This is a genomic window from Rhodanobacter sp. FW101-FHT13A11 (genome assembly GCF_058790335.1).
On the sequence record NZ_JBYTCN010000003.1, the window covers coordinates 313,486 to 319,627 of the forward strand.

The following is a 6,142-nucleotide window of genomic DNA, read 5'->3' on the forward strand; positions in this document are numbered from 1 at the left end:
TTGGACTTCCATCCATCCAGGCGGCTGAACGCATGACCGACCCGAAGACCCCGTTGAGCGAGATGCGCGAGCGCATCGACAGCATCGACCGGCAGATCCAGCAGCTGATTTCCGAACGCGCCAGGCACGCGCAGACCGTGGCCAAGGTGAAGGGGGAGGGGCTTTCCGCGATCGACTATTACCGACCCGAGCGCGAGGCCCACGTACTGCGCATGGTGGTGGACCGCAATGAAGGCCCGCTGTCCGATGCCGAGATGGTGCGGCTGTTCCGCGAAATCATGTCGTCCTGCCTGGCGCAGGAGGACCCGCTGAAGATCGGCTTCCTCGGCCCGGAGGGCACCTTCAGCGAGCAGGCCGTGCGCAAGCACTTCGGCCACGCCGCCTACGGCCTGCCGCTGGGCAGCATCGAGGAGGTGTTCCAGGAAGTCGCCGCCGGGCACGCCGACTTCGGCGTGGTGCCGGTGGAGAATTCCGGGCAGGGCATGATCCAGGTCACCCTGGACATGTTCCTCACCTCCGAAGCCACCATCTGCGGCGAGATCGAACTGCGCGTGCACCAGTGCCTGCACTCGCTGAGCGGCCGCCTGGAGGACGTGCGCCGGGTCTACGCCCACGCGCAGTCGCTGCAGCAGTGCAAGACCTGGCTGCGCATCAACCTGCCCGAGGTGGAATGCATCGCGGTCAGCAGCAACGCGGAGGCGGCGCGGCTGGCCCTGCATGCCGACGACGCGGCGGCGATCGCCGGCGAGACGGCGGGCAAGGTCTACCGCCTGAAGACCGTGGCCAAGGGCATCGAGGACCGCGCCGACAACACCACGCGTTTCCTGGTGATCGGCCGCTCGCTGTTTCCGCCGTCCGGCAACGACCGCACCTCGTTGCTGATCACCGTCAACGACAAGCCCGGCGCGCTGTACGACGTGCTCAGCCCGTTCGCCAAGCACGGCATCAGCCTGAACCGCATCGAGTCACGGCCGGCGCATACCGGCAAGTGGCAGTACGCGTTCTTCATCGACGTCTCCGGCCACGTCGACAGTCCCGCGCTGCAGGCGGCGGTGCAGGAGATCGGCACGTCGGCAGCGACCGTCCGCGTGCTGGGCTCCTACCCGGTGGCGCTGCCTTGAGCGGCCGCCTGGACTGGAGCAGCCGGGCGAGCGGCCCGCTGCACGGCAGCGTGCGCGTGCCCGGCGACAAGTCGGTGTCGCATCGCGCGCTGATGCTGGCGGCGATCGCCGAGGGCGACTCGCGCATCCGCGGCTTCCTCGAAGGCGAGGACACCCGTGCCACCGCCGCCGTGCTGGCGCAGCTCGGCGTGCGCATCGACACGCCGGCGGCCGGCGCGCGCGTGGTGCACGGCGTGGGCCTGCATGGCCTGCGCGGCACGACACAAGCGCTGGATTGCGGCAACGCCGGCACCGGCATGCGCCTGCTGGCCGGCCTGCTGGCCGGGCAGGCCTTCGACAGCACCCTGGTCGGCGATGCTTCGCTGTCGAAGCGGCCGATGCGCCGGGTGACCGATCCGCTGGCCCTGATGGGCGCGCGCATCGACACGCACGACGGCCTGCCGCCGCTGCACGTGCGTGGTGGCCAGCCGCTGCAAGGCGTCCGCTACGAGCTGCCGGTGGCCAGTGCGCAGGTGAAATCCGCGCTGCTGCTGGCCGGCCTGTACGCGGAAGGCGAGACCGAGATCATTGAGCCGCACCCGACCCGCGACTATACCGAGCGCATGCTCGCCGCGTTCGGCTGGCCGATCGCGTTCGCGCCAGGCCGCGCGAAGCTCTCGGGTGGCCATGTGCTGCGCGCCACCGATGTCGAGGTGCCGGCCGACTTTTCCTCGGCGGCGTTCTTCCTGGTCGCCGCGAGTGTGGTGCCCGGCTCCGTGGTTCGCCTGCCGGCGGTGGGCCTCAATCCGCGCCGCACCGGCCTGCTGCAGGCGCTGCGGCTGATGGGCGCGGACATCGCGGTCGAAAACGAACGCGAAGCCGGTGGCGAGCCGGTGGGCGATCTCGTGGTGCGCCATGCGCCGCTACATGGCGTCGAGCTGCCCGAGGCGCTGGTGCCGGACATGATCGACGAGTTCCCCGCGCTGTTCATCGCCGCCGCGGTGGCCGGCGGCCGCACGGTGATCCGCGGCGCCGCCGAATTGCGGGTGAAGGAGTCCGATCGCATCGCCACCATGGCCACCGGCCTGCGCGCGCTCGGCGCGGCGATCGAGGAAACCCCGGACGGCGCGATCATCCACGGCGGCCGGCTGGGCGGTGGCACGGTGGCAAGCCATCTCGACCACCGCATCGCGATGAGCTTCGCGGTGGCCGGGCTGGTCGCCGCCGGACCGGTGCGGATCAACGACTGCAGCCATGTCGCCACTTCGTTCCCCGGCTTCCTGGAGCTGGCCAACGGCTGCGGCTTCGCGCTGCAGACCGCGACGTGAATCGCCGATACGCCACGTTGCGCTAGGCTTGCTGCCTGACCCAAGGATCGTCCATGTCAAACGCGGTGCCCCCGTTCATCGTCGCCATTCCTGCCCGCTACGGCTCGACCCGGCTGCCGGCCAAGCCGCTGCGCGCGATCGACGGCGTGCCGATGGTGGTGCGGGTGGCGCAGCGCGCCCTGCAGGCCGGTGCCAGCCAGGTGGTGGTGGCGGTGGACGACCGGCGTATCGCCGACGCGCTGGCCGGGCAGCACGGCGTGGACATCTGCATGACCCGCAGCGACCACGCCTCGGGCAGCGACCGCCTGGCCGAATGCGCCAGCCACTACGGCTGGGCCGCCGACAGCATCGTGGTGAACCTGCAGGGCGACGAACCGTTCGCGCCGGCCGCCGGCATCCGTGCGGTGGCGCAGGCGCTGGACAGCGACGATGCACCGATGGCCACCCTGGCCACGCCGATCATCGACGCCGAGGAGCTGTTCGACCCGAACGTGGTGAAGCTGGTGCGTACCGCCAATGGCCGTGCGCTGTACTTCAGCCGCGCGCCGTTGCCGTGGGCGCGCGATGCGTTCGCCCTCGACCGCAACGCGCTGCCGTCCGGTTCGCCGTTCCTGCGCCACATCGGCATCTATGCCTACCGGGCCGGCTTCCTGGACCGCTACAGCCGCTTGCCGCGCACCCCGCTGGAGCAGACCGAATCGCTGGAACAGCTGCGCGTGCTGGAACACGGCCACGCGATCGCGGTACGGCTCACCCCGGAGCCGTTTCCGCCCGGCATCGACACCGAGGCCGACCTCGAACGCGCGGAGCTGTGGTTGCGCACGCAGCACTGAGCCATCATCTCCGTGGTCATCGCCGCTAGAATGACCCCATGCAGTCCGCGCAACCGCCCCCCTTCGACGGCAAGGCTTTCGTCCGCACGCTCACCACCTCGCCCGGCGTCTACCGACACTTCGACGCGGCCGGCGAGCTGCTTTACGTGGGCAAGGCCGGCAACCTCAGGAAGCGCGTCGGCAGCTATTTCCTGAAGCCGCGGATGGAGCCGCGCATCGCGGCGATGGTGGCGCAGATCGCCCGCGTCGAGATCACCGTGACGCGCACCGAAGGCGAGGCACTGCTGCTGGAATCGCAGCTGATCAAGTCGCTGAAGCCGCGCTACAACATCCTGCTGCGCGACGACAAGAGCTACCCGTACATCTACCTGTCCAGCGGCGAGGACTATCCGCGGCTGGCCTTCCATCGCGGCGCGAAGAACCTGCCGGGGCGCTACTTCGGGCCGTACCCGAGCACCTACGCGGTGCGCGAGAGCCTCAGCCTGATGCAGAAGCTGTTCAAGGTGCGCCAGTGCGAGGACAGCTACTTCCGCAACCGCACGCGGCCCTGCCTGCAGTACCAGATCGGCCGCTGCAGCGCGCCCTGCGTGGGACTGATCAGCGTGGAGGATTACCGCAACGACGTGCGCCACGCCGAGATGTTCCTGGAAGGGCGCAGCAACGCGGTGATCGACGAACTGGCCGAGGCGATGGAGCAGGCCAGCAAGGCGCTGCAGTTCGAGCGCGCGGCGAAGCTGCGCGACCAGGTGGCCGCCCTGCGCCAGTTGCAGGCACAGCACCACGTGCAGGGCGCCAGCGCCGATATGGACGTGATCGCCTGCCGCATCGAGGCGGGCATGGCCTGCGTCAGCGTGCTGTTCTTCCGCAACGGCATCAGCCTGGGCACGCGCGATTTCTTCCCGCGGCTGCCGCTGGATGCCGAGCCGGCCGACGTGCTGGTGCAGTTCATCGCGCAGTACTACCTGGACCGGCCGGTGCCGCGCGAGCTGATCCTGGGCGAGCCGCTGGCCGACCAGGCGATCCTCGCCGAGCTGCTCGGCCAGCACGCCGGCCATGCGGTAGAGCTGAAATCCAGCGTGCGCGGCGAGCGCGCGCAGTTCCTGCAGATGGCAGAGCGCAACGCGCAGGCCTCGCTGACCGCGCGGCTGGCCAGCCGGCAGACCCTGGGCACGCGCTTCGACGACCTGCAGAAAGTGCTCGGGTTGGCGGCGTCGCCGCGGCGTATCGAGTGCTTCGACATCAGCCACACGATGGGTGAGCTCACCGTGGCCTCCTGCGTGGTGTTCGGCCCGGAAGGGCCGGAGAAGTCGCATTACCGCCGTTTCAACATCAGCGGGATCACGCCCGGCGACGACTACGCCGCGATGCACCAGGCACTGACCCGGCGCTTCCGCAAGGTGGCCGAAGGCGAGGGCGCGCGCCCCGACGTGCTGCTGATCGACGGCGGCGGCGGCCAGGTGGCGCAGGCGCTGGACGTGCTCAAGGAACTCGGCGTCGACGGCATCCAGGTCGTGGGCGTGGCGAAAGGCCCGGGCCGGCGCGCCGGCGAGGAGACGCTGGTGCTCGCCGACTCGGGGCGCGAATTGCACCCGGGGTCGTCATCGCCCGCACTGCATCTGGTGGCTGCGGTGCGCGACGAGGCGCACCGGTTCGCCATCAGCGGGCATCGCAAGCGGCGCGAGAAGGCGCGCGAGCGCAGCGTGCTGGAGGACGTGCCAGGCATCGGCGCGCGCCGCCGTTCCGCCTTGCTGAAGGCATTCGGCGGCATGCAGGGGCTGGAGCGCGCCGGCGTCGAGGAGCTGATGCAGGTGAAGGGCATCGATCGCGGCCTGGCCGAACGCATCTACGCCAGCCTGCATGGCTGAACCTCGGCGCACGTATTCACTCGGCACTGGCGCGCCATCGTGCGAGACTGCCTCAAATCCCTGGGACGAATCATGCGCATCAACCTGCCGACCTGGCTGACCCTCTTCCGCGTTGCGCTGCTGCCGGTGATGGTGGTGGTGTTCTACCTGCCGTTCCGTGGGCACAACATCACCGCGGCGATCGTGTTCCTGCTGGCGGCGGTCACCGACTGGCTGGACGGCTACCTGGCGCGCCGGATGCGGCTCACCTCGGCGTTCGGTGCGTTCCTCGACCCGGTCGCCGACAAGCTGATGGTGGCGGTGACGCTGTTCCTGCTGGTGGAGTCGCATCCGAAGGGCGGCTGGTCCGGCATCCTGATGGCGGTGACCGCAGCGGTGATCGTGGGCCGCGAGATCAGCGTCTCGGCGCTGCGCGAGTGGATGGCCGAGATCGGCATGCGCGCCACCGTCAAGGTCGCCTTCATCGGCAAGCTGAAAACGGTGATGCAGATGGTCGCGCTGGTGGTGCTGATCGTGCAGCACGAGAAGGCGGCCGAGGCGCTGCGGCTGTACCACATCGGCGAGGCGCTGCTGGTGGTCGCCGGCGTGCTCACGATCTGGTCGGGCCTGCATTACCTGCGCGCCGCGTGGCCGAGCCTGAGCGCCAACGGGGCAGGGCGCGGGCAAGAGTGATGCCGCCGGCGACGCGGGCTTGACGATCCGCTTCCACGTATTAGAATGCGCGCCTCCGATGCGGGAATAGCTCAGTTGGTAGAGCACGACCTTGCCAAGGTCGGGGTCGCGAGTTCGAGTCTCGTTTCCCGCTCCAGTTTTTTCTGCAAAGCCCCGATCCGTTCGGGGCTTTGTCGTTTCCAGGGTGTGCACCGGGCCAGTGCGACCCGCCGCGAAGAATGGCGTGGCGCCTATTCACAAGGGCATCCGTTCTGCTATCATTCGCGGCTCCGATGCGGGAATAGCTCAGTTGGTAGAGCACGACCTTGCCAAGGTCGGGGTCGCGAGTTCGAGTCTCGTTTCCC

General features: G+C 69.3%; 5 protein-coding genes and 2 tRNA genes. All 7 read left to right on the forward strand.

The annotated features are described in order from the left end of the window. Nucleotides 1-32: 32 nt before the first annotated feature. The 7 genes from pheA (at nucleotide 33) to AC3WRN_RS05805 (ending at nucleotide 6,142) form a co-directional block, all read left to right on the forward strand. Nucleotides 33-1,121, forward strand: a complete 1,089-nt coding sequence (gene pheA, locus AC3WRN_RS05775; RefSeq protein ID WP_068095332.1) for a prephenate dehydratase — start codon at nucleotides 33-35, stop codon at nucleotides 1,119-1,121. Then, nucleotides 1,118-2,428: a 3-phosphoshikimate 1-carboxyvinyltransferase gene (aroA, locus tag AC3WRN_RS05780; protein WP_492622242.1), complete on the forward strand. Its 1,311-nt coding sequence runs from the start codon at nucleotides 1,118-1,120 to the stop codon at nucleotides 2,426-2,428. The genes pheA and aroA overlap by 4 nt, the downstream gene beginning before the upstream one ends. Before the next feature lie 53 nt (nucleotides 2,429-2,481). Continuing rightward, a complete protein-coding gene (kdsB, locus tag AC3WRN_RS05785) occupies nucleotides 2,482-3,261 on the forward strand; it encodes a 3-deoxy-manno-octulosonate cytidylyltransferase (protein ID WP_492622243.1) in 780 nt (259 codons plus the stop codon). A gap of 38 nt (nucleotides 3,262-3,299) precedes the next feature. Beyond that, nucleotides 3,300-5,126 carry an excinuclease ABC subunit UvrC gene (gene uvrC / locus AC3WRN_RS05790; RefSeq protein WP_068095327.1) on the forward strand — a complete coding sequence of 609 codons (1,827 nt, stop codon included), beginning with the start codon at nucleotides 3,300-3,302 and terminating at the stop codon, nucleotides 5,124-5,126. Nucleotides 5,127-5,198: 72 nt separating this feature from the next. Next, on the forward strand, nucleotides 5,199-5,798 hold the full coding sequence (pgsA, locus tag AC3WRN_RS05795; protein ID WP_068095325.1) for a CDP-diacylglycerol--glycerol-3-phosphate 3-phosphatidyltransferase: 600 nt from the start codon (nucleotides 5,199-5,201) through the stop codon (nucleotides 5,796-5,798). A 60-nt stretch (nucleotides 5,799-5,858) separates the two neighbouring features. Then, a tRNA-Gly gene (locus AC3WRN_RS05800) sits at nucleotides 5,859-5,934 on the forward strand. 138 nt (nucleotides 5,935-6,072) lie between these two features. After that, nucleotides 6,073-6,142: transfer RNA gene (locus AC3WRN_RS05805), tRNA-Gly, on the forward strand.